This window comes from Paraburkholderia sp. UCT31, assembly GCF_014397655.1.
In the GTDB taxonomy this organism is placed as follows: Bacteria; Pseudomonadota; Gammaproteobacteria; order Burkholderiales; family Burkholderiaceae; genus Paraburkholderia; species Paraburkholderia tuberum.
Map to the genome: position 1 here is coordinate 122,841 of NZ_VZQP01000010.1, position 20,827 is coordinate 143,667.

Sequence of the window (20,827 nt, forward strand, 5' to 3'; positions counted from 1 at the left end):
AAAGCCGTCGCGCGGGGATGTCCCTTCGCTACGGCTCAGTTGTGCTGCCCTGTCGTTTGGCTCAGCGACGCGTGCGCAGGTAGTCTTCTCCCGCGAGCTGGAAACCCTGCGCGTTAGCGGTTTGCGCGTCATCGAGCGTCAGCACGGTGTGCTTGGGGTAATACGTCTCGATGGTCTTCCGGTAGAGGTGGCTGCCACCGCCCACCAGGATGATGTTGTCGATGTCCGACCCGTCTCCGACGATGTTTTTCATATAGTTGACGCTGCCCTCGAGGACTGAGCGCGTGCCCTTGATGTGGTCCTCAAGGTTCTCAACTTCGCCGTTGATTTTGATTTTGCGACGACGAAGGCCTTTGTCGATGGCGCTCAGATTGTCGTACCGGATACCGAATTTCGACGACAACGATTCTGCGACCGCACGTAGCACCTTCGAGACTCCACCAGCATGTGCGTTCGACCGGTTCTCGATAATCTTGTTGCCATTCGCGAGAAGGAAATCAAACGTGAGGAAACCTGGGTCGATAATAAGATTGACCTCTTCCTTCAGGTATTCGAACTCGGGTCGGTCCTTCTGGGCCAAGCAGTAGTACAGGCCGCCGAGCGGCTGTGGCAAGACGAGTGCGTCCTTGACGGTCACCGTCTTCGAAGCGTTGATGCGGTGTTCACCGACCATCATTGCCTTGAGCTTCGGCGCGTTCGCCATATTGGAAAGCGGAAGCCCCACGACAAGCAAGTCAATGACATCCTCGCCCATGTAGTGCAAGGCGCCACGAAAGACCGCCGAATATTGGTCGCTGAAAATGTAACTTTCGTTGAGGTTGCGAGTTGCGTCGTTGACGTCGAGGTCCGCGCTGTCGGGTCCGACCTCGTAGTCGGTGCCCTCCACCGTGACAACGACAGTTTCGCGCCGCCCGAGCACCGACAGTGACAAGTCCATCCCGGCGTGACGAGGGGCGAGCGACGGAAAGGCGCCGAACTCGAGCTTCTCCGTAACCTCATCCATGTAGCTGTACTTGGTCCAGCCCCACCCAAGGTCGAGAGCGCGCACTACTGTCGGAGTGGTGGTTTTAGCCATGTCGAGTTATCCCGGATTGAAAAGTTGTCAGCGGTCGGCGCGAATCTGAAGCGCGATGGCTAACGTAGGAACGGCTTTTAGCCTGCGGGGGTGCGTGTCTTACGTCCGCGCGCGTCGAAGCGGCGCAGAATAAACGGGAAACCTACACAGCCGGTTCAACACCCATAAAGCCTGCACAATGACCCACCACGAAGAGATTGAATCCGGCCAACGTTTCGGATTTGGGGAAAACTGGAGCCGCTTTCTCAGCACGCTCGACGAGGAGGCAATTGGAGAGGCTAAGCGCAGTTTGCAGCTCAAACTTGGAAGAGCTGACCTTGAGGGGTTACTGTTCCTCGACATCGGGTCGGGCAGTGGACTGTTTTCGTTGGCTGCGCGTCGTCTAGGTGCGCGGGTCCACTCGGTCGACTTCGACCCTCAGTCAGTGGCCTGTACCCGCACCCTGAGAGAGCGGTTCTTCCCAGCGGACCCGGCATGGGTTATCGAGGAAGGTTCGGCAATCGACGAGGACTTTATGGACCGGCTTCCTGATGCCGACATCGTGTACTCCTGGGGCGTCCTTCACCACACGGGTCAGATGTGGAGGGGTCTTGACTTGGCCGCGCGGAAGGTGGGGCGCGGAGGTCAGCTTTATATCGCGCTCTACAACGACGAGGGTGCGCAGTCCTGCCGCTGGAAGGGAATCAAGCAGCTGTATAACGTGAATCTTCTGTCGCGGGTGCTTGTCATCGCGACGGTAGGCGTTTGCGGGATTTGGCTTAAAAAGGCGGTAGCCGAGACATTGAGGGGCCGCAACCCCCTGCGATATTGGACCCACTACAAGTCCAATCGAGGCATGTCGGCATGGCATGACCTGCTGGATTGGTTAGGTGGCTATCCCTTCGAAGTGGCGTCGCCGGAAGCGATTTTCTACTGGGGGAAGGTGCAAGGCCTCACGCTGGAAGAGGTTTCGCTCCTTCGCAAGGGATACGGGTGCAACGAGTTCGTGTTCTGTCGTCGTTGAACCGCCGCGCGGTGTGTGGCGCGGCAGGTTTGCGTCGGGTTCGCGACGGTCACCCTCGAGTCAGCTTCAGAGAGCCGGCCGCCCGGAGCGCACGGTGCCCTACCAAAGTCGCGGGCGGATGTCGATTCGCATGGCTGGCCTACCGAGTTTATTAGGGGAACCGCTCGCGAATGCGCGCCCGGGGACGTTGCCGTTTTCCGGCATCGCGCCCATCGGCCGCGAGCGGTCAGTGCATTTAGCGCAGCGGCGAGACGCTCACCCGTACCTGCATGATGCTGCCGACGCCGGGGTCGTAAGACATGTTGACCGTCTCCCGGACCGCGCGATATTCGTAGGTGACGTCGTACCCGGTCACGTTGTACTGCTCGACCTCGTGACATTCGGGCGCCGACGATTCGCCCGGGCGCGTGAGGCTGTTACCGACGACGGTGCCGCCAATGGCGCCGACGATGGTCGCAGCGGTGCGTCCACGTCCACCCCCGACCTGATTGCCGAGAACGCCCCCAACGACTCCTCCAAGCAGCGTGCCGGCGATGTTGCCGTTCGACGTCTCGTGCCGGTCGTATGCGCGGCCGCCATCGCATTGTTGCGAAGTGATGCGCTCACGGACGGGCTGGACATCCACAACTCGTGCAGAGTCGGTGAAAGTCGCCGCGTTGGCTGCGCAAGCGGCGAGAAGCAGGGCCAGTGGTGACAAGTTACGGATTTTCATACGGGACTCCTTTGTGGACTGTCATATTTCCGTATAGGTCCCGTGCTTTAGCCGTTTGACGTGAGATGTCTAAGCGGAACCGCTATGCACGCCGCCGCCAATAAAACACGTCCTTATAGTTCGCTGGAAAATAACCCGGAAATCAAAAGCGAATGTGCGGCTTCGTTGGCTTCATCGACCCGAAACAAAAAATCACAAATCCGCAGACGGTGCTGCGCGAGGCATCAGCACGCATTGCGCGGCGTGGCCCAGATGGGGAGGCTTTCTGGAACGAAGGCCCCGTCCATATGGCTCATCGCCGACTGGCCATTCGTGACTTGAGCGCAGCGGGCACACAACCTATGACGTCGGCCAACGGGCGCTTTGTCCTCGTCTTCAATGGCGAAATCTACAACTGCGATTCACTTCGTGGTGCTCCTGCACTGAGGGACGTCGCCTGGCGCGGGACATCGGATACGGAAATCCTGCTCGAGCACACCGTGGCCTACGGTCTTGCGGCTACGCTCGAGGCGTCGCGCGGCATGTTCGCCGTGGCCTTGTGGGACAAGCAGTTGAAGACGCTCACGCTGGCGCGCGACCGGATGGGAGAAAAGCCGCTCTACCTCGGTTATACGGCGGGGGCGCTCGTGTTCTCTTCGGAGCTCAAGGTCCTGAGAGCGTTTCCCGGTCGACCGGAACTCAATCAGGACGCCCTCGCCCTCTATCTGCGATACGGGTACATCCCCGCTCCGTACACCGCTTTCGAGCGTTTCCAGAAGCTGATGCCGGGCACCACCGTCTCGCTAACGCTTGAGGACATTACCCAGCAGCGTTTCAAGGAGCCGGTCCCATTCTGGACGTTGGACCAGGCCGCGCTCGCAGGGGATGGCCAATATGGCAGGCTCACGTTCAAAGAGAAGGCCGACAAACTGGACGCGCTGCTTCAGCAATCGGTTGGCGAACAACTGGTAGCTGATGTGCCGGTTGGCGCCTTCCTGTCGGGCGGCATTGACTCGTCGCTCGTCGTCGCCGTGGCTCAGCGGCTGTCGCCCTCACCCGTGAAGACGTTCACCATCGGGTTTCACGACCCGGCATTCGACGAAGCGCCCTACGCCCGCAAGATTGCCGAGCACCTTCATACAGAGCATCACGAGACCTACATCGGCGAAGACGACGTGAGGGGCCTCGTGGAGGATGTTGCGCAGGTCTACGACGAGCCGTTTGCCGATGCTTCGAGCTTGCCAACCCTGCTCGTCAGTCGCATCGTGAGAAAGCAAGTCACCGTATGTCTGTCAGGTGACGCGGGTGACGAGCTGTTCCGTGGGTATGACCGCTACACGCGCGGCCGGAAGCTCTGGCACGCGATAAACAAGGTTCCGCCTGTGCTGCGTACTGCGGCCGCCACGCTGCTGACGTCGGTTCGCCCGCAAACGCTCGACAAGTTTTTGGGACCTGCCAAGCTGCGAGGCATAACTGGCGACAAGCTTCACAAGGCAGCGGCGCTGTTGCGTATGCAAGACAGCCAGACGTTTTATCACGGGCTCTCCGAGCTGGCGGGCGGCGCGCAGCTGTTAGGGCCGGCCTACCGGGACATGGTGCTGGGAGTGACACAGCTATCGGATGAAGCCTTTTCGGACTACGCGAGTCGCTGGGACTGCCGCTTCTATCTGCCGGACGACATTCTCGTAAAGGTTGACCGCGCCGCCATGCACGCGTCGCTCGAGACGCGGGTGCCGCTGCTGCGCCCGGAAATCGTCGAGCTTTCATGGGGCCTGCGGGAGAGCCAGCATATCGCCGGCAGCAAGGGTAAGCAACTGATGCGCAGCGTCCTTTCGCGATATGTGCCTGCCGAGCTTTTCGAGCGGCCTAAGCGCGGCTTCGGCGTGCCGATGGACAAGTGGCTTCGGGGTCCCCTCAAGACCTACGCAGAAGACTGCCTTAAAAAGGCCTCAGCATCGGTAGCCGCGCTCGACCACGCGCGCCTTGACGCCATGTGGGCAGAGCATCAGAGTGAAAGCCGGAACTGGTCGTATGCGCTGTGGGGGGTGGTTGCCCTCGGCGCGTGGCTGCGTGAGGCGGGTTACTGAGGCCAACAGCCGATGGGATGCGGTAGCCCGTTGCGGGGTGACGCTGTCGCGAGGGCGTGCGTTCGGTCGCGCCCCTGCCGTTAGCTAGCTGGCTGAGGTTACGTCGCGAGCGCGTGGCGCGGCCGCTTGTGCGTTCCCGGTTGCCGTCGTTGTATTGCGGCCAACGCGCTCAAGTAGCCTCAGCCACTGCGGGAGAATAGCCGACCGCGAAAAAGCCTGTGAACGTTCGAGACCCGCTGCCGCAAGCCGTGCGCGCTCATAAGGCGACTGCCCGAGCTTCTGCATGGCTCGGGCAAGCGAAGTGGCGTCGCAAACCGGGACAAGGATACCCGCGCCGCCACCGAGTATTTCACCCGGTCCGTGAGGGCAGTCGGTGCTTATTACGGGCAAGCCAATACTCATGGCCTCCACCAGGACGTTCCCGAAGCCCTCGAAATCCGACGAGAGCACGAATGCATCGGATGCCTTGAGGACTGGAAACGGGTCCTGCAGCTCGCCGGTGAACGTCACGTACTCGTCAAGCGCATGAGCGCGCGCGTATTCCTGCAAAGGGGCGCGCAGGGGGCCATCTCCGATGAGGGTAAGCGTGGCGTCAGCATCAACGGACCGGTACTTTGCGAACGCATCGAGGAGCAGCGCCTGATTTTTCTGCTCAGTGAGGCGCCCCATCGAAACAAACCGCAGGCCGCGTGTTTCGCCCCTCGGCGTAGCGACCACGTTCTCCGGAGTTTTGATGAGGTTCGGAATAACAAACCGTTGCGACGAATCAATCCAGGCGAAGTCGGCATCGACGCCAGCGCTGACTGAAACCAAAGCATCCGCATGTGGATACGTTCGCGCGATGGCGGTAGTCCAGAATCTATTGTCGGGCGCGGCCCGTACATGCTCAGTAATGACACAGGGTGTGCGCGAGAGCCGGCACGCCGCAACCGTGACGGCGTTCGTCCTGCTCAGGAAACTCACCACAACGTCCGGAGCCTCAGCTGTCAGCGCGCGAGAGAGCTGAAACACACGCCGCGCATTGCGCACGAGCGAGTGGAAGACGGTCGGGCTTGCTACAGTGCTTCCTACCCTTACCCGTCGACACGCGCCGGGCAGCGGATAGAAGTCTGTCGCGCCTTCGTCGAACGTAATGACGACGATGTCGTGGCCCGATGCAGCGAAGGCGTCGGCCAGGTTGCATAGGAGACGCTCCGCGCCGCCAGCAGAAAGGCCGTGAGCGACAAGACCGATTTTCATCGTGGCGTCGCTAGTACGTTGCAGAACGGTGGTACCACCGTCAACGGCTGGGTTTTAGTGCCTGCGATAAGCGCGACGTCATATCCGAGGTCAGTAACGAAGCGAAGTAGTTCTTCTGGCTCGTATCCGGCGGCGCGGCAGGTCTGGGCATTGACCTCCATCAGAATTGTCGGTTTGTACCGACGCAGCGTCTCGATAGCACCCTTCAATACCGCAAGCTCCGCGCCCTCGACATCGATTTTCATGACATCAACCCGGGTCGTCCCCGCTTCCCGAAGCACGTCATCAAGCCTTCGCAAGGTAATCACCTGGAGGAGCTTGCTCCTATCCGGCGTCCGATAAAGCGTCGGTAGCCCTTCGTTGTGTCCGTCTTCACTTGCAAAGATTGGTAGCTCGCCGTCAGCGTCGGAAAGCCCTTCTTCGTGGACCCGTACGTTGGAAAAGCCGTTTATCTGGATGTTCCTGTTTAGCCGCGCGAGGTTGCCGTTGACGGGTTCGAACGCGTGCACGACAGCGCACCGCTTGGCGGCAAACACAGTGAACTCGCCGTGGTTCGCACCGATGTCGACAAAGTGCGAGGTGGGCGTCAACAGCCTGTTGAGGGTTGCCAACTGGTCGGCTGAGTACGCGCCTCGCCAAAAAATCCATGACCCCATGTGCTGACCGAGCGCACAGAAGAAACGAAGGTCGCCGTCGAAATCCTCGATTAGGACTTCGCGTTTGCAGCCTGACGTCAGCCGTTCAATGACACCGGCAAGGCGCTTGCCGCCTTTCAAAGGGAGGGCGGCTCTTACGAGGTTGCGTGCGAAAAGAAGGGTCTTAGTTGCCACGAGTGATTTTCAGGTAACGGTGGAAAATGAGGGCGGTTACGACCGCGTTGCAACCCGCCACACCAAGAAGAAGGCCCGGCGCACCATAAATCCGGTGGACGTAGACTGCGACTCCGAGAGTGAGCGCAAGGTTTAGCCACGAGAGGCGGTTCAGGTAGCGATTGTCGTGTCGGGCGTTCAGAAAGCGGCTTGCAAGCGTTGCGAGTAACCCGAACGGAATCTGGATAGCTGCGAAGAACTGCAGGTGGGCGACGGTTATAACGTCGTCAGCACGAAATTTCCCACGGGCCAGGAAGAGCTTGATGAGCACGGGGGAACCGAAGGCAATAGCGGCCGCGCCCAAAAGGGCAACCACCATTCCGCCGCCGGCATAGAGCTTCAGACGCTTCTTGCTGTGGGGAAGTCCGGCAGCTTGCGCGGCAAGAATCGGAAGTACGAGCGCGGGAAACACGTTGCTCAAAATCGCAAGCACGGAACTCGGAATTTTCGTCGCGTAGTTAAACGTGGACATGCCATGCGCACCAGACGCCGCGACAGAAGCCTGGATGACCAGCGCCGACAGTGCGGAAGCAGCCCCTTGCAGCGCAACGTGAAGCATGCCGGAAAGGTGCTTGAGACGCGCCCGCCAGGTCAGTGCGGCGATGCCGTAGCGGATTCCCCGGTGGTGGAGAGGCACCAAAAGCGCGACCGCCTGCGCAGCCAGTCCAACGAGCAACGCGACCATTACCGACCACGGCCCCTGCGGCAGCGCGTACACCAGCGCAGTCGCGACAAGCGGCGGGACTACGTTGGTGGCAGTGGCAAGGCCAAAGCGATTGAAGGCGTTCAGGGCAGCAATCGCACCGCCAATGTAGGCCGAAAGAGGAATCGATGCGGAGAAGACCGTGGCCAGTTCGAAGGTCAGGCGTAGTTTGTCATGATTGCGCGCCGCAGGGACGAACGGGAACACACACCAGAGCGCGAGAACCATCACGCCAGCAGCGACGGCTGCCGCGATTACGGCCACTGAGAGCAGCTGACCGACTGCCTCTTCCCCCGCGCGTTCGCCTCCAGACCCGGCCGCCCGTGAAAAGTGCGGCGCAATCGAAACAGCCAGCGCGCCGACGATTATCGAGGGCAAAAAGTTGACAAGACTGAGCGCAGTAAAGAGCGCGTCTGCTTCGATTGAGACGCCCAGTTTGTAGGCGACCGCCTGCTCACGGAGAAACCCGCCGGCCGCTGCGACGAGACTAAATGCGCCCATCCAGAGCGCAGGTTCGCGAAAGACGCGCCTTAACATGGGCCGCGTCCCCACAGATGGCGCGCACGCGCGCCGCCACGGCTTAGCCCGGTGTCAATGGCGGTGCGCGCCCGGAGCTTCGCGTCCAACGCCAGATAGCCGAACAATTTGGGTCCCTTCGAAAGATGCCAGTCCTTATATAGCCCGGGGTTTTAGCTGCTCGCGGAGGCGTCGCCGCCGTGAAACGAGGCAGAAGGTCTAAACAGAGGGAGCTATCAAAGAGACCGATATTTACTTAGCAAACGTGAATCGTTTGCGAGCACCACCCTCTCTAGGTCTTGCATGAAAAAGCTCCTCATCGTTATTCACAGTTTGTCCGGCGGCGGCGCGGAACGCGTGGTGACCCGGCTCCTGAGTTACCTGGATACCCACTGCCCGGGCGTGGAGTTGCATCTGGCTCTACTCAAGCCGCAAATCGACTACGAGCTCCCTGCCGGCGTGAACCTGCATGTGCTGGGCAAAGCCCGTAAGGGGTTTGTGACAAAGGCGATGGAACAGTCCCGCGTGTTCAAGAACCTGAAGCGACTAATGTCCGGCCTGCGGCCCGACGTCACGCTTTCCTTCATGCCGACGGCAAACTACTACTGCCTGAAAGCGAAGAAGCAACTCGGCGGCGCGCCGAAGGTTGTCGTGTCGGAACGGGTCGCCTTCGAGTCGAATTACCGTGGACTGAAGCGGGCGACGCTCAAGCGCATCATCCGCAAGAACTACCCGATGGCCGCGAAAGTCATCTGCGTCGCCCAGGGAGTGAAGAACGAACTGGTGGCGCTCGGGTTGCCTGACTACCTTTGCAAAGTGATTCCGAATTCGGTCGACGAGAACGAGCTGCTGAAGAAAGCGGAGGCTCGCGCCCCTCACAAGTGGGCGGAAGAGACTGCGACTCATCCGCTCATCGTGACGGCGGGACGGCTCACGGAGCAAAAGGGCCACGATGTACTCATCGCGGCGCTCGGCCTGCTCGCGAAAAAAGACATCAAGCCGCGCGCGATGATTTTCGGCACTGGGCCACTCAAGGCGCAGCTCGAAAGCCAGATTGCCGAGCTTGGGCTGGGCGAACAGGTCAAGCTGATGGGCTTCAATCCGAACCCGTACCCCGAGCTCAAGCGTGCGTCGCTCTTCGTTTTTCCGTCGCGTTTTGAGGGCTTTCCAAACGCGTTGCTCGAGGCAATGGCGCTCGGTGTGCCGTCAATAGCAACCGACTGTCCGTATGGCCCGCGTGAGCTGATTGGAGACGGCGAATACGGGTGCCTCGTGCCGATGAACGACCCTGCGCATCTTGCGGAGAGCATCGAGGAGGGGCTTGCCGCCGTATCGACGCCGGCCGGCCGGGAAACGTTTGGAAAGATGTCGCGCGCCGGGGCTTCGCGCTACAGCATCGACCACATGGTCAACAATTACCTGCACGCCCTGTTCGACTGAATACCCGTTAGGCACGGCTGTCTCCGATAAGTCGCGCCACGCATTAATCACCTCGCGCTGCCCGAAGCGTTTCAGGACCGGCGGTGCGTCATTTGACGGAGCAAGGATGAGGTTTCGTTTCGGCCGAAATTGGCTCGATTTTTCACGCACGGTCACCGCAGCAGAGGTCGAGGTCGCGCGTCGAAGTCTGTTGCAAGGCCTGGACGTCGAAAGCCTGGAACAAAAGAGGTTTCTCGACATAGGCAGCGGAAGCGGTCTGTTCTCGCTGGCGGCGTGGCAAGGTGGCGCGAGCGAGGTGAAGTCGTTCGATTTCGACGGGGACTCGGTCAAGTGCACGGAGGAAATGAGGAAGCGATTCGCGCCTGAGGCCGGCAACTGGCAAATCGAGCAAGGCTCCGTGCTTGACGCTCCTTACATGCAGGCGCTCGGGAAATTCGATGTCGTGTATTCCTGGGGTGTCCTGCATCACACGGGAGACATGTGGACCGCTATTGAGGCTGCGGCTGAGCGGGTCGCCAAGGATGGACATCTTTTCATCGCAATCTATAACGACCAGGGCCTTCTGAGCGAGTACTGGAAGTGCGTCAAATGGCTTTACAACCGTGCCCCGTTGCTTCAACCGGCATTGATAACGGCCTATTACCCGTATTTCGTGCTGCTGCGCAAAGCCGTGCGGATTCTCCGCAGGAAGCGGTCGCTGGAGCGAGGGATGAGTTACTACTATGACATGGTGGACTGGCTCGGCGGGTACCCGTTCGAGGTCGCCACGCCAGACCAGTTGACGTCATTTCTCGCTATGCGCGGCTTCCGCCTGCAAAAGCTCCGTGCGGTCCGCTGGAGCAGTTCCGGCTGTAACGAGTTGATATTTCGGAAGAACTGAGCTCCGGGCGGAGGGCAAATGACCACGTCAGCATGAGCGACGTGTGACTGCCGCGTTCTCTGTCCGGTGGCGCGCACCAGGGGCACAGTGGTGTCTTGGCTTCGCGCGCGCCCGTCACGAAAAAAAGACCCCGGGGGCACGAAGCCACACCCGGGGCAAAAGGTAACAAGGTAGACCCCTTGATAAGGCCGTATAGATACCTTTTTGGCGTTTTTATACCTTCAGTGCTTTGTCGGCCCCGTGACTTGAAAAACCTTCAGGCGGAAGTTCTTCGGGTGGGTCCAGGTCGGCGACGCGGGCGGCAGCGCAGCGAGCGGGGACTGGCTTTGTGAATAGACGGCCGTTTCCAGTTCCAGGAGGCGGGACGAAAGCTCGAGGTTGGAAAGGTGCAGGCGTCGGCATTCGAACGTCTTATGCTGCAGGTACGCGCGTTCATCCTCCAGCTCTGCCATCAGCTTGGGTAGAAGGGTCCGGGCATGAAGCAGCAAGGCAGCGGCCTCCGGTGTCAACTCCGCTGCGATGACGGCGCCGGTGTCTGACACGATGGAGCGCTTTTCGGGCGATTGTCCCTCCACCACCCTCCACTCCCCCGCAGGAAGCTCGCGTGCGAGCTTTTCGACATCATCTCGTTGCATCAGGTACCCCCTTTGTCGAATGTACACGAGGTCTAGCAATCGCTCCGGCGCTACGAGGGACGCAGTTCCCTCGATAGAACGGGACAAGGCCGACGCCCTCCGCGCTTGCCCTTCCCGGTACGGGCGGCCGCTGTAACTGCCTTTCTCCACGTCCCGCCCATTCCCCTTTGCCCGCGCTTTTTTGTTTGCAAATAAGGGATAAATCCCCCCGCTACACGCCTTATCGCAGCAAACCCGGCGAAGCCCGCTCGCGCGTCAAGCGCTGCTCTCCGCCATGGCTTGCGCCCTTTTCAATACGGCGTGGAAGAATCTCTTGAACAATACGGCTATCGACCTCTTCGCGGGGGCCGGCGGACTCTCGCTTGGCTTGAAACTTTCAGGGTGGGACGTGCAGGCCGCACTGGAGTTCAAGCCCGATGCCGTCGAAACGCATCGCCGCAACCTGCCGGAAACCCGCCACCTTTGTGGCGACGTCCGCGCTGTCGATTTCACGCAGTTTCAGGGCATTGGACTCGTCGCAGGAGGCCCGCCTTGTCAGCCGTTCTCGGTCAGCGGGAAGCAGCTGGGTGAGTTCGACGCGCGCGACATGGTGCCGCAGTTTGTTCGTGCCGTTCGGGAGGCGAAGCCAACGGCCTTTCTGATGGAAAACGTACATGGCCTGACCACCGCGAAATTCCTGCCGTACCTGAAGGCAAAAATCAGGGAGCTGGAGGCTCTCGGCTATGACGTGCACTGGAGGGTGCTGAACTCCGCTGATTTTGGTGTCCCTCAGAACCGGCTTAGGCTTTTTGTGGTTGGCTTGCCGCCCGGCACCGCCTTTACGTTCCCGGTTCCGACGCACGGCCCCGCCAGTGTCGACGGACGCCCGTACGCTACGGTGCGCGCGGCACTAGCGGGAGTGCCCTTCGACAGTCCGAACAACGCGAAGGTCGTTTTCGCGAAGAATCCCATCCTTCGCCGCAGCCCCTACGCAGGCATGCTCCTGAATGGGCAGGGCCGCCCGCTGAATCTCGACGCGCCGGCGCACACCATGACGGCGTCGGCGGGTGGCAACCGGACCCATATCCTCGATTTTGACGGCGTACTTCACGCTTATCATGCGCATCTCGTGGCAGGCGGCGCGCCGCGCGTTGGCGTGGTGCCAGGCGTTCGTCGCCTGACGGTTCGGGAGTCCGCGCGACTGCAGACCTTCCCTGACTGGTTCGAGTTTACGGGCGAGAAAAGCCGCCAGTACGCGCAGGTGGGCAACGCTGTTCCGCCTGAGCTCGCGCGGGTGGTAGGCGCGGCTCTTCACAGCGCGGTGTCTGCGGCCAAGGGAAAGAGCCGGCCGAATGAGGCAGATGGCGCCGTCCGCGCGGCGTGACCGGTCAGTGCCTAGACAGGGCATATCGACTACCGGAGCGCACCATGAGTCTTTTCGGAATTGAGTCACACGCTTTCGAAACAGCAGTGTCTGGCGAAATGGAACGCCTCGTTAGAGCTGGGGTGCCGGCGGCACGCGCGCGCTTTCAGGCTGAAATGTTAGTCAAAGGCTGGTACACGGCGACTCTGCCTGACAGTATGACGTCGCTCACCGACCGACCTATGCGGCCCTAGGCCTCAGGCAGCGGTACAAAAATACCAGTGCCAGGTATGGTGAAAAGTCCCTCACAGAGCGCCGACTTATTGCGTCGGAAAAGCTGAGGTGGGGGCCGCAAAGGCTGAGGTATAACGGGCCACGCCTTTTGTGATGCGCAGCTCGTCCAGGTAGAAGCCGTCGACCACGATTCCGAAGGTGTTCGCTCCGATGGTGAATTGCCCCGCCTGATAGTTAGCCCCGTCGGCGGCGGTGGCAACTAGCTTGCCGTCTACAAAGAGGCGTCCAGTGGACCCGGCCCGGCTGTACGCTACGTGATGGAATGCGTTGTCCGTCGGAAGAAACTGCGAAGATGCCGGGGATGAGATGTACCCTCCGCCCACGTACACGCCGTACGAATCCATCATGAAATAGGGGCCGTTTACGCTAGGCCGTCCTTCGATGAAACAGTAGGGGCGCGCAGCGCTCGCACGAGCAAAAAATTCAACGGTAAAATCCTGCGTTCCGAAGGCTAGCGCAGATGCGGGCCCGGTTGCATAACCTGAAAGGGTGCTCAAGGCGCCCGTGCCGAACATAGATACACTGGTCGTCAGTTTGGCGCCAGTGCTACCTGTTGTGTAGTTGCCCCCCTTGGCATCACTCAGGCTCGTCGCGCCGTCCGCACCGTCCATGGTCAACAAGGCCGTGACCTGGGTCCAATAGGGGTCGCTATTCGTTACCGCAGGCGTGGGCGTCGCCCGCAACCCGGCAATGGGCATGCGCAACGTGTAAGCAGGTGCTGCCAAGGCGACATCCGTCGCGAGAAGCAAAGCAACAGAGCTGAATAGCAGGGTTCTAGCTAGGTTCATTGGTCACTTTTTCTTGAGTGGGCGCGCTTTGGGTCCCAAGCGCAAAAATTTGTAAGCGGTACCGGGCAATACCTGATGTCTTCGTGTAGTGACCAGCTCTAAACGGCTTACCCGGCAAAAGAAAAAGGCCGCAAAGGCGGCCTTTCTAATATTGTCGCACTCGCCCGACGGCCTCCGCTTCAGGCCGCTTCGGCCACCTCGTTAGCGGCAGGCTGGACCACCTGCGCCACCGCCAGCCCGGCCTGTGGACAAAACGCCATCCTGAGGAGGCAGAGTCGCGCCCTTTTCTCAGGCCGTCGCCGCGTCGCGGTTTGCGGTTGCGGCTCGGAGGCACAGAGCGCCCTCAGCCCGGACCGTCGGCCTTCTTGCAGCCTAAGTCCGCGTCCGGGTGGGGATGCTCCGCCACAATGAAAAGCGCCGCCCAATTTCCGACCCGTGCCTCAAAGGTCTTGGTAAACCGGGATGATTCCCGAAAAGCCCCCGTAAACGGTTTCGGGAGATTTGCCGTCTAAGGCTCTCCTAACTCGGTCGCTGAGGCCGGCTAAGGCCGCGCGCCCACAATGGTCGCCATGCGGTGCATGAGCCAGTAGTGAAGGAAGCCATCTTCGCCGGGACGATATCCCACTTCAACGCAGGCCTTTACGAGACGATAACCTGTCACGGCATCCAGTTCGAGAGCGGGCTGCAGCCGTTCTGCGGCTTCTGTGTACGCGTCGTCGAGACTTCGAAAACATTGGCCGTCTTCACCCGGCTGGTCAAAGAGCGCGTTCAACTCGTCATCGCTCATTCCCCTGCCAGGGTCGGCCGCGAGCGGACCGTCGAATACGATGGTCGGGTCGTTCATTTCGACTAGGCCATACTGCCCGGCCTTCCATTCACGGCCAGATTTCTGGGCCTTCATTAACATGAATCCGGGGATAACGTCCCGGACAACAGTAACGGCCTCTGTCACACACTGCTCACACATACGTTCCTCACATTAGGGCTACATGGCTATATGCTCGGGTCGGGCCTGTTGAAATTACAGGCGCCCCCCTGGATGCGCTCAAGAGAGTGTCGCGAGCAAAACCCCTGACGAAAAAAAGCGAGCCTCTGGAGGCTCGCAATAATCAGTCGCACCGGCCGCTTACCAACACCTTGGTGGTACGGGTAGCCAAATTTCGGGCGGCGCTTTTGTCAGTCCGGTAAACCCGGCGGCTTACGCCAGCAGTGTCTTGGCCGGCACACGCAGGACCTTGGCGATGGCCCGCACGCTCTCGTTCAGGCTGTGGTCCGGATGTACGCCACGCTCGACTCGCGAGACGCGGCAGTGGGACGTTTCCGTGTCGAAAGCCTTTGCCGCGACTTCCAGCTGAGTCAGACCGCGCTTGTTGCGCCAGGCGCGCACGTTGTTGCCAATGCGCACAGCGGCATTGCGACCATTGCGTGCAACGGGAGTGATTTGGGGGGGCGTAATTGCCATGGAAATATCCTCCGGAACAGCCGCGATGGGCCGTCAGATATGGGAAAAGGTAAGGGTTCGGCGAGCGCTCAAGGTGGCGCGCGACTTAACAATTCTAGCATTGAAAACTCGCTATTTGTAAAGAAAAGTCGCGCGGTGGACCGGGCGTGGGCGGGGCGCAACGCCTTACGTGCCGGGCGATAGCGGAAACTGACCATTACGGCCGGAGACATCAAGGTCGTGTAAAAACCGGGTAAAAGCCCGTTTAAAAGCTCACCTGATGCGCCGTATAAATTAAGGCTAAACTACGTTCAGGCTTTCGGCAGGCAGGCGTCGGTATACGCGAGCCATTTGTCAAAAGTTGTCAGTGCCGGCTCCTGGCCCGGCGTTTCGCTGGGCGGGGCATCGGCTGATATCAACAAGGCCGCGAGTATCCCGTACTGCGCCGCGTCTACGGTTGCGGGGTCTAGAGGAGCCTTTGACGCGCATTTTTCAAGCGCCTGAGCTGTCAGTTGGTTGATGCGCTGCGCTTCGCCTGGCGCAAGGGTTGTGGACGGAAAGGCACAGACGCTTTCGCCCGGAAGGCGCATGGGAGCGGGCCAGTTGGCTTTTGCCGCCGCCACGCGGTCAGCGCGAGGGATGGCCGGGACGACGCAGGCGATGTATTCGGCCGAGTCGGAAAGGCGGCTTTTCATTTGCTCATCGCCCTGTGCGCTCGCGGTAGCGCTCGCAAGAACGAGTGTAATGGGAAGTAACGAAAGGCTAGAAATGCGGTTTTTCATGAAGGTCGTGGCCATAAAGGGTGGGTCCGCGTCCTAAAAGTGACGCAGACTTTGCAACATGTAGCGAAAATTCAGTGCGCTGCCTTGACAAATCAACGAGTCCGTTTAAAAATGGGTCTGTATAAAATTTATCTGAACCGACAAAAGTGTTTTGGAGAGCAGCCGCGTGGAAACAAGCCCTAAAAACTCACGTGAAGTGTTTAATCACCCAGGCAATCAGAGGCACCCGATGGCCAATCATCCTCCTTACCGCAAAAAGGGTCCCCAGCAGCATTTCAGGGCACGTCCGCAGAATCCCTTCGATGAGCCGACCCGTGAAGTCACCGTCCGACAGCAAGACACCGTTGCCCCGCTGCGCGTTGCAAATCTGAATGCGCTGCTGCGTGTGTCAGGCGCTACCCCGCCGCAGATGGCTTCAGCGCTCGAGATGCAGGTAGATAGTTTTGGCCAGCGCCTGGATGGCGCATCTCCCATAAACAAGGAACTGGCAACGCATATCGAGCACCAGCTCGAACTTCCGGGAAGCTGGCTTGACCACCGTCATCCTGATGGGGATGTGCCAGAAAAGACCAAGCTCATCTGTCGCGGCGAAGCTCGAAGTGAATTCGTAATAGAAGAAGAAGCCCGGGAAGACGCCCGGGAAAAGGCCGAGCAGGCTAAGGTTGCCGAGGAATCCGTGAAAACAACAGCTACCGTTTTGTCTTTTGAAAGTCCAGCTGCGTCGGCCCCTTCGGCGGCGAGCGTCACATCAACCCATGCAGAAACTGCACAGGAGGCCGCGATGGCTGCCAGTACCGCACAAACAACTCAAAAAACGAAGCGTAAGACTCAAGCAGGCGCGGTTGCCGGTAACGGTGCCGACAATGCTGCACTTGGTATCCGGCGTGCAAATCTGGACCTGCTGACGCAGACTGCGGGGTTCAAGGCAAAGCTCGCACGACTGACGCACGTTTCGCAAGGTCAAATTAGCTTGTTGCTAAGTGGGGAGCGGACATTCCAGGAAGACTATGCTCGCGACATCGAAGCACATGTAGGGCTGAAGTCGGGCTGGATGGACAAGCCGCAAACGGCCGTGCCGCATTCGGCGCTCGACGCGATTGCAAATGAGACGTCCGTTGGAGCGCCTCTTGTGCGCGAAATTCCGAAGCGCCGTGGCCGTACGCGCACGAATCCAGGGGCCGTCGCAACAAAGAGTGTGGCGAAAAAGACAGCTTCCAAGGCAAAAGCGGGCGCGGTTCACGCCCAGCCAGTGCAACGGGAATTACTGGAAGAGCCCGTGCCCGCTCACGCAGTTGCTTCGACGCCGGCACCGTCCAAGAAAAGCTTCACTCAGCGCGCGCCGGTGCCGGCAGCGAAGAAAGCTATCGCCGGCGCAGCAGTACGTGCGCAGCACCCGGCCACTGCTGTCACCGCAGCAGCAGAATCCGAGTCGTCGTTCCTTGACGGCTTGCCACCGATTGCAAAGGCCTTGTTGCAGACATTACGAGACCGTATGGTCGCAGGCCAGCTGGATGACCAGCGTGCGGTCAAGATGCTCACGGACCTGGTCCAACAGCCGTAAACTGTCTTGTCCGAAACATGCTGTAGAGAAAAGGCGCATCGTGCGCCTTTTTTCTTTGGCGCGGCCGTGCTGGGGGAGTCCATGGAGTCCTCGTCCGTCGAAGAAAGGGCACGTTCCCTGAAAGCTGACGTGCCCTTTTTCATGTTCAAGCGGCTGCGACAAAAAAGTTTTCGGGGAGGCTGGCTTGCGACGACGAGAGATGTGCAAGGCTTCCAGTCTCGTGAACCATCGCACGATACGTCGAGTCGATGGCTGACTGCAGACCGAAAGCTGCGAAGTCCGCCAGAGCGTCGCGGGTTTTTTGCTCGCCCATGGCGAGGGAGACCCGGCTTTCAGTTCCCGCGCTGAGATACAGAGCGGTCGCGATGTCCTGAACGCACCAAGCTGCAGCGGCCGTCAGTTCGTACTCGTGACCGGCGGCGTCGTTGAACTCAGGATTCAGGGACAAGCTATCGGGCGTAATAACGAGTGCGATGGCTGACTTGTCGGCGCTCGACTTTACCGCGATGTGGAATGCGAGGGTACCCGCGACCGTGAAGTCGTCGTCAGCGAGCGAATCGAGCACGACGTTCAGCGTTTCTTCAACCGAGCCATCTTCCAGCACCTGCGAGCGGACAATATTGATTGAATCGGTATGTTCACGCGGGACGACAAGGCCGTTGACCCGCATCAGCTGCTGGCACAGCAGCGTTTCCTTCGTGTTAGCTTCCAGAAAACGTGCGTTATCGAAGAAAGTCGAGCGCACCGCCCCGTCCACTTCGAGGCTACCGGAGAAGACGTTATCAGCGAACAGCAGGTCAGCGGGAGCAAAGTCGGTTTTGCACAGCAGAAGTTCTTGTTGCGGCATTACAGCGTTCTCCGGAGAGGCGTGGTTGATTTCAGTGATGGCAGTATAGCGTGTGTAAAGTGTAACCAAGCGTGTCCGACTGAAATATTTTCCGCAGCCTGCGAAATGTGGGTAAAACCACACAAGAAACAATGGCGCTTGACGACGTATAAAAGCCAGTATAAACGATTCGTTTTTGAAACAGCGAGCGTCTAAGGAAGGTATAAATTACCGATATCCGCGAATAAAGCGGTTCCTCGCGCAGAAGATGGCGCTTGATGCCACGTTGCAAATTTTACCGAAATTGTGGGTGGTCTTCGCGTGCGCCGGCCTTTGTGAAGGTTTCAGGGGCCGAGTAGGCCTTTACATTCGCTATATGACTCAGGTATCCAACCTTTACGAGGTCATATATATGCAACGTGCTGAACTGATGTTTCGCCAAAAGGCAACCGTGGGCCAAAAGGCAGTCGCTGTGCTGGAGTCTCCCGAGGCCGTGGCGCGCCTGGTGACCCTCGCGTTCGTCGGGCTGCTGGCTTTCCTCGCGGTGAGCTACGCGGTAACGACGTTCATTCGCATTCCGGCCTACAAAGCCGAGATTGTCGAGCAGCTGAACGTGCAGGACGAGGCATCACGTGAAGTAGCTGACAAGATTCTTGATTGCTCCTTTGAGAAGGCGCACCTCAAGGTCACCTCGGTGTCTTCGCGTGAGTCGCTTCTTCGCGCTGAAAAAGCAGCACGTCCGTCGTGCATCGACGCGATGGCTAAGGTCTACCGTGCTCTTGGTGTCGAAACCAAGGATGGTCAAATCAAGCAGGCCCTTTTCAACATCTTGCTGCAAGCTCGCGTCTGAACAGACGACTTGATTCAAAGCCCGCTCTCTGAGCGGGTTTTCTTTTGGCAAGCCGGATTCGTCGGGTGCTGCACCGCCCCCGTGTCTATAGGCCTCGCGGCGCGGCGAAGGGTCGTCGACCGTCGGTGACCGGGTGCCGCGTAGTCGGTCACGCCGTGTCAACGAAACGGGTCGGCTCAGACATCCTCGAACTACATCGCGCGTCGCTGTGGCGCGCCCGACTATCCGTCGCGGGGACGGGCGTCTGTCTTGCATATGCGGTCTGGTCGGAGCATACGACGCTAACGCAGCGCGCCTTTCTTTCCAGTTCGCTTCTGCTTGGCACGGTTGTCGGGTTCGGCTGCGAATGGGTCGCGGGGCGGATAAGACTTGACCAGAAGCTATTCACTACCATGGCGAGCGGCTTGTATGACCCTGCCGACCTCGATGCGGTCCTCGGCTTGGAGAGCCGCACGGTCGAAAAGCGCGCCGCCGGCGCACTGCGAATGCTAAGAAACCTTGCGATGCTGGTGACACTGGAAATCGGCGCGCCGCCTGAAATGAGAACGGCCACAAGGCCTCAATGGCGTTGTGGCCGGTCGCGATGCAACCCGCTGGAGGCCCGGCCAACGGGCGGGCCTATGTTAAAGACGCTGCCGACTATGCGGAATACCTGCGGTGTTTGCCGCTTTTGGCTTTGTGAGGATGGAATCTCGGCGCCGAGCGACCCGAGTATGCGACGAGACGGATGTTGGACGAGCGCTCCGTAGCCTGAGCAATTGCGACATGGCCAGTCCTGACACCGTGGCCCGGGCGAGCGCTCGCAAGCATGACCGGTTTGCGACCGGAGGCAGCGCGTGCGGCGATGATGGCGTGTCGTCCGCCGGTTTTTGCGCCGGCATAAAAGAGACGCGGCGCGAAGGTCGCGGGTTTGCCCTCGAGCCAGTTGCGGATGGCAATCATGTCGGAAGACCTCCCGCCGCTAGTGTCCGCGCCCATAAGGGCGATGACCACCGGTCCCGTTGGCATATTAACCTTCACAACCACGCAGCGCCCCGCTTCGTTTGTAAAGCCGGTCTTCGAAAGCTGAATATCCCAGCCTGGTCGGCCTACCATCGGGTCACTGTTATGGTAGGAGAGCTTCCGGGTGCCTACATCTTCGTCGTAGTGGGTCAGCGTCGTGAACTGATGTATTAGCGCATAGTGTGAGGCTGCGTCGGCCATCTTCACGACGTCGTTGGCAGTTGAGACGTTTTGCGGCGACAGCCCCGTTGAGTCATCGAAGTGCGTGTGTGTCATCCCGAGAGCCTGCGCCTTCTGATTCATGCTGGCTACAAAGGTGGGTAGCCCGCCCGGGAGTGCATTGCGGGACACGGCCGACGCGGAGCGATTTTCGGATGACATTAGGGCGAGGCGCAGCATCTCCTTGCGCTCGAGTTGCGTTCCCACGGGTACGCGCGACGCGGAGTGCTTCAGGTGGTCGACGTCCTCGCCTGACACGACGAGTGTCTCGTCGAGCGCGGGGTTCTGGTCCAGTGCGACCATTGCAGTCATGAGCTTGGTCATCGATGCAAGCGGCATGACTTCATCAGGATTCTTTTCCAGCAAAGCCTTGTGCGCGTTGATGTCGTAGACGACGGCGCTTTTGGCATGGAGCATCGGCGCCGGGCCGCTGGTCGCGTGAGCGCCGAGCGGCGCGACGGCCAGCAACAATAGAGTGGCGAGCTTTTTCAAGAGGACCTCCGGGCAATACAAGTAAAAGGGGAGCCTTGGTGGCGGAGTCCCCTCTAGCTACCCGTCTTTAGCCTTTTGCCTGTGAACAATCC

At 59.8% G+C, this 20,827-nt stretch carries 19 protein-coding genes; 7 read left to right on the forward strand and 12 right to left on the reverse strand.

The features are described 5' to 3' along the window. Positions 1 to 61: 61 nt before the first annotated feature. Positions 62 to 1,075: a PRTRC system protein D gene (locus F6X40_RS10955; protein WP_187627848.1), complete on the reverse strand. Its 1,014-nt coding sequence runs from the start codon at positions 1,073 to 1,075 to the stop codon at positions 62 to 64. A 178-nt stretch (positions 1,076 to 1,253) separates the two neighbouring features. On the opposite strand from F6X40_RS10955, the gene F6X40_RS10960 reads away from it, so the two are divergent. Beyond that, positions 1,254 to 2,078 (forward strand): class I SAM-dependent methyltransferase, encoded by an 825-nt coding sequence (locus F6X40_RS10960; protein ID WP_187627849.1) that lies wholly within the window; start codon positions 1,254 to 1,256, stop codon positions 2,076 to 2,078. A 235-nt stretch (positions 2,079 to 2,313) separates the two neighbouring features. Here F6X40_RS10960 and F6X40_RS10965 read toward each other — a convergent pair whose 3' ends face one another. Next, a complete protein-coding gene (locus F6X40_RS10965) occupies positions 2,314 to 2,790 on the reverse strand; it encodes a glycine zipper 2TM domain-containing protein (protein ID WP_187627850.1) in 477 nt (158 codons plus the stop codon). Between the two features lie 152 nt (positions 2,791 to 2,942). Here F6X40_RS10965 and asnB point away from each other — a divergent pair, with 152 nt between their 5' ends. Beyond that, positions 2,943 to 4,856: an asparagine synthase (glutamine-hydrolyzing) gene (asnB, locus tag F6X40_RS10970; protein WP_187627851.1), complete on the forward strand. Its 1,914-nt coding sequence runs from the start codon at positions 2,943 to 2,945 to the stop codon at positions 4,854 to 4,856. A gap of 84 nt (positions 4,857 to 4,940) precedes the next feature. Here the strand turns inward: asnB and F6X40_RS10975 are convergent, their stop codons facing one another. From F6X40_RS10975 to F6X40_RS10985, 3 genes are read right to left on the reverse strand one after another with little or no spacing between them, the layout of a single operon-like run. Further along, the gene (locus tag F6X40_RS10975; RefSeq protein ID WP_187627852.1) at positions 4,941 to 6,095 is read right to left on the reverse strand and encodes a glycosyltransferase; all 1,155 of its coding nucleotides are present in this window, start codon (positions 6,093 to 6,095) and stop codon (positions 4,941 to 4,943) included. Then, on the reverse strand, positions 6,092 to 6,925 hold the full coding sequence (locus tag F6X40_RS10980) for an FkbM family methyltransferase (protein WP_187627853.1): 834 nt from the start codon (positions 6,923 to 6,925) through the stop codon (positions 6,092 to 6,094). The genes F6X40_RS10975 and F6X40_RS10980 overlap by 4 nt, the downstream gene beginning before the upstream one ends. Next, the gene (locus F6X40_RS10985) at positions 6,915 to 8,204 is read right to left on the reverse strand and encodes a lipid II flippase MurJ (protein ID WP_187627854.1); all 1,290 of its coding nucleotides are present in this window, start codon (positions 8,202 to 8,204) and stop codon (positions 6,915 to 6,917) included. The genes F6X40_RS10980 and F6X40_RS10985 overlap by 11 nt, the downstream gene beginning before the upstream one ends. Positions 8,205 to 8,486: 282 nt before the next feature. On the opposite strand from F6X40_RS10985, the gene F6X40_RS10990 reads away from it, so the two are divergent. After that, complete coding sequence (locus tag F6X40_RS10990; protein ID WP_187627855.1) at positions 8,487 to 9,623, forward strand: glycosyltransferase; 1,137 nt, start codon at positions 8,487 to 8,489, stop codon at positions 9,621 to 9,623. A gap of 106 nt (positions 9,624 to 9,729) precedes the next feature. Further along, the gene (locus tag F6X40_RS10995) at positions 9,730 to 10,503 is read left to right on the forward strand and encodes a class I SAM-dependent methyltransferase (RefSeq protein WP_187627856.1); all 774 of its coding nucleotides are present in this window, start codon (positions 9,730 to 9,732) and stop codon (positions 10,501 to 10,503) included. 221 nt (positions 10,504 to 10,724) lie between these two features. On the opposite strand, the gene F6X40_RS11000 is transcribed toward F6X40_RS10995, so the two are convergent. Next, positions 10,725 to 11,138 (reverse strand): hypothetical protein, encoded by a 414-nt coding sequence (locus F6X40_RS11000; RefSeq protein ID WP_187627857.1) that lies wholly within the window; start codon positions 11,136 to 11,138, stop codon positions 10,725 to 10,727. A gap of 313 nt (positions 11,139 to 11,451) precedes the next feature. Between F6X40_RS11000 and F6X40_RS11005 the strand changes: the two genes are divergently transcribed. Next, complete coding sequence (locus tag F6X40_RS11005) at positions 11,452 to 12,501, forward strand: DNA cytosine methyltransferase (RefSeq protein WP_262421428.1); 1,050 nt, start codon at positions 11,452 to 11,454, stop codon at positions 12,499 to 12,501. A 299-nt stretch (positions 12,502 to 12,800) separates the two neighbouring features. Here F6X40_RS11005 and F6X40_RS11010 read toward each other — a convergent pair whose 3' ends face one another. The 4 genes from F6X40_RS11010 to F6X40_RS11025 form a co-directional block, all read right to left on the reverse strand. Further along, complete coding sequence (locus tag F6X40_RS11010; protein WP_187627859.1) at positions 12,801 to 13,562, reverse strand: LamG-like jellyroll fold domain-containing protein; 762 nt, start codon at positions 13,560 to 13,562, stop codon at positions 12,801 to 12,803. 541 nt (positions 13,563 to 14,103) lie between these two features. After that, complete coding sequence (locus F6X40_RS11015; RefSeq protein ID WP_187627860.1) at positions 14,104 to 14,463, reverse strand: hypothetical protein; 360 nt, start codon at positions 14,461 to 14,463, stop codon at positions 14,104 to 14,106. 297 nt (positions 14,464 to 14,760) lie between these two features. Then, positions 14,761 to 15,024, reverse strand: a complete 264-nt coding sequence (locus F6X40_RS11020) for a helix-turn-helix domain-containing protein (RefSeq protein ID WP_187627861.1) — start codon at positions 15,022 to 15,024, stop codon at positions 14,761 to 14,763. A gap of 290 nt (positions 15,025 to 15,314) precedes the next feature. Then, positions 15,315 to 15,800 (reverse strand): hypothetical protein, encoded by a 486-nt coding sequence (locus F6X40_RS11025; RefSeq protein WP_187627862.1) that lies wholly within the window; start codon positions 15,798 to 15,800, stop codon positions 15,315 to 15,317. A 151-nt stretch (positions 15,801 to 15,951) separates the two neighbouring features. Between F6X40_RS11025 and F6X40_RS11030 the strand changes: the two genes are divergently transcribed. Then, positions 15,952 to 17,346, forward strand: a complete 1,395-nt coding sequence (locus F6X40_RS11030; protein WP_187627863.1) for a hypothetical protein — start codon at positions 15,952 to 15,954, stop codon at positions 17,344 to 17,346. Positions 17,347 to 17,491: 145 nt separating this feature from the next. On the opposite strand, the gene F6X40_RS11035 is transcribed toward F6X40_RS11030, so the two are convergent. Beyond that, on the reverse strand, positions 17,492 to 18,193 hold the full coding sequence (locus F6X40_RS11035) for a hypothetical protein (RefSeq protein WP_187627864.1): 702 nt from the start codon (positions 18,191 to 18,193) through the stop codon (positions 17,492 to 17,494). Between the two features lie 391 nt (positions 18,194 to 18,584). Here F6X40_RS11035 and F6X40_RS11040 point away from each other — a divergent pair, with 391 nt between their 5' ends. Beyond that, the gene (locus tag F6X40_RS11040) at positions 18,585 to 19,022 is read left to right on the forward strand and encodes a hypothetical protein (protein WP_187627865.1); all 438 of its coding nucleotides are present in this window, start codon (positions 18,585 to 18,587) and stop codon (positions 19,020 to 19,022) included. A gap of 639 nt (positions 19,023 to 19,661) precedes the next feature. Here F6X40_RS11040 and F6X40_RS11045 read toward each other — a convergent pair. Beyond that, entirely contained in the window at positions 19,662 to 20,735 is a 1,074-nt protein-coding gene (locus F6X40_RS11045) for a serine hydrolase (RefSeq protein WP_262421429.1), read from the reverse strand. Positions 20,736 to 20,827: the final 92 nt, after the last annotated feature.

Coding starts and splice junctions, on each gene's coding strand:
- F6X40_RS11010 (WP_187627859.1), bottom strand. CDS start 13,562: ATGAACCTAGCTAGAACCCTGCTATTCAGCTCTGTTGCTTTGCTTCTC.
- F6X40_RS11020 (WP_187627861.1), bottom strand. CDS start 15,024: ATGGCAATTACGCCCCCCCAAATCACTCCCGTTGCACGCAATGGTCGC.
- F6X40_RS11000 (WP_187627857.1), bottom strand. CDS start 11,138: ATGCAACGAGATGATGTCGAAAAGCTCGCACGCGAGCTTCCTGCGGGG.
- F6X40_RS11025 (WP_187627862.1), bottom strand. CDS start 15,800: ATGGCCACGACCTTCATGAAAAACCGCATTTCTAGCCTTTCGTTACTT.
- asnB (WP_187627851.1), top strand. CDS start 2,943: ATGTGCGGCTTCGTTGGCTTCATCGACCCGAAACAAAAAATCACAAAT.
- F6X40_RS10990 (WP_187627855.1), top strand. CDS start 8,487: ATGAAAAAGCTCCTCATCGTTATTCACAGTTTGTCCGGCGGCGGCGCG.
- F6X40_RS10965 (WP_187627850.1), bottom strand. CDS start 2,790: ATGAAAATCCGTAACTTGTCACCACTGGCCCTGCTTCTCGCCGCTTGC.
- F6X40_RS11035 (WP_187627864.1), bottom strand. CDS start 18,193: ATGCCGCAACAAGAACTTCTGCTGTGCAAAACCGACTTTGCTCCCGCT.
- F6X40_RS10960 (WP_187627849.1), top strand. CDS start 1,254: ATGACCCACCACGAAGAGATTGAATCCGGCCAACGTTTCGGATTTGGG.
- F6X40_RS10985 (WP_187627854.1), bottom strand. CDS start 8,204: ATGTTAAGGCGCGTCTTTCGCGAACCTGCGCTCTGGATGGGCGCATTT.
- F6X40_RS10995 (WP_187627856.1), top strand. CDS start 9,730: ATGAGGTTTCGTTTCGGCCGAAATTGGCTCGATTTTTCACGCACGGTC.
- F6X40_RS11040 (WP_187627865.1), top strand. CDS start 18,585: ATGCAACGTGCTGAACTGATGTTTCGCCAAAAGGCAACCGTGGGCCAA.
- F6X40_RS11015 (WP_187627860.1), bottom strand. CDS start 14,463: ATGAAGGCCCAGAAATCTGGCCGTGAATGGAAGGCCGGGCAGTATGGC.
- F6X40_RS10975 (WP_187627852.1), bottom strand. CDS start 6,095: ATGAAAATCGGTCTTGTCGCTCACGGCCTTTCTGCTGGCGGCGCGGAG.
- F6X40_RS10955 (WP_187627848.1), bottom strand. CDS start 1,075: ATGGCTAAAACCACCACTCCGACAGTAGTGCGCGCTCTCGACCTTGGG.